Raw genomic sequence first — 276 nt, forward strand, 5'->3', positions numbered from 1 at the left:
CGTCGTGATGCCAACAGGCTTTCAATAGCAAGCGATTCGGCCTCTCCCACACGCGAGAGCGCCATCACCCCGACGCAAGACGCCGTGTAAGCCGCAAAAGGCCGCCCGCGCGGCCGGCTTGCGGCGGGCCCCGCAAGACCCTCCTCTCCAGCCCCGATGTGCGCCAAAACGCCAAGCACACCGCTCGCCCCAGAGACCGTCATTACGTCTCATCGCGAGCGCGTGGCGGGGTCGGTGGGGGATGGCGGGGCGTGTAGATGCGCCCGGCGGAAACCG

The sequence above is a fragment of the Achromobacter sp. RW408 genome (assembly GCF_003184165.1).
GTDB lineage: Bacteria > Pseudomonadota > Gammaproteobacteria > Burkholderiales > Burkholderiaceae_B > Achromobacter > Achromobacter xylosoxidans.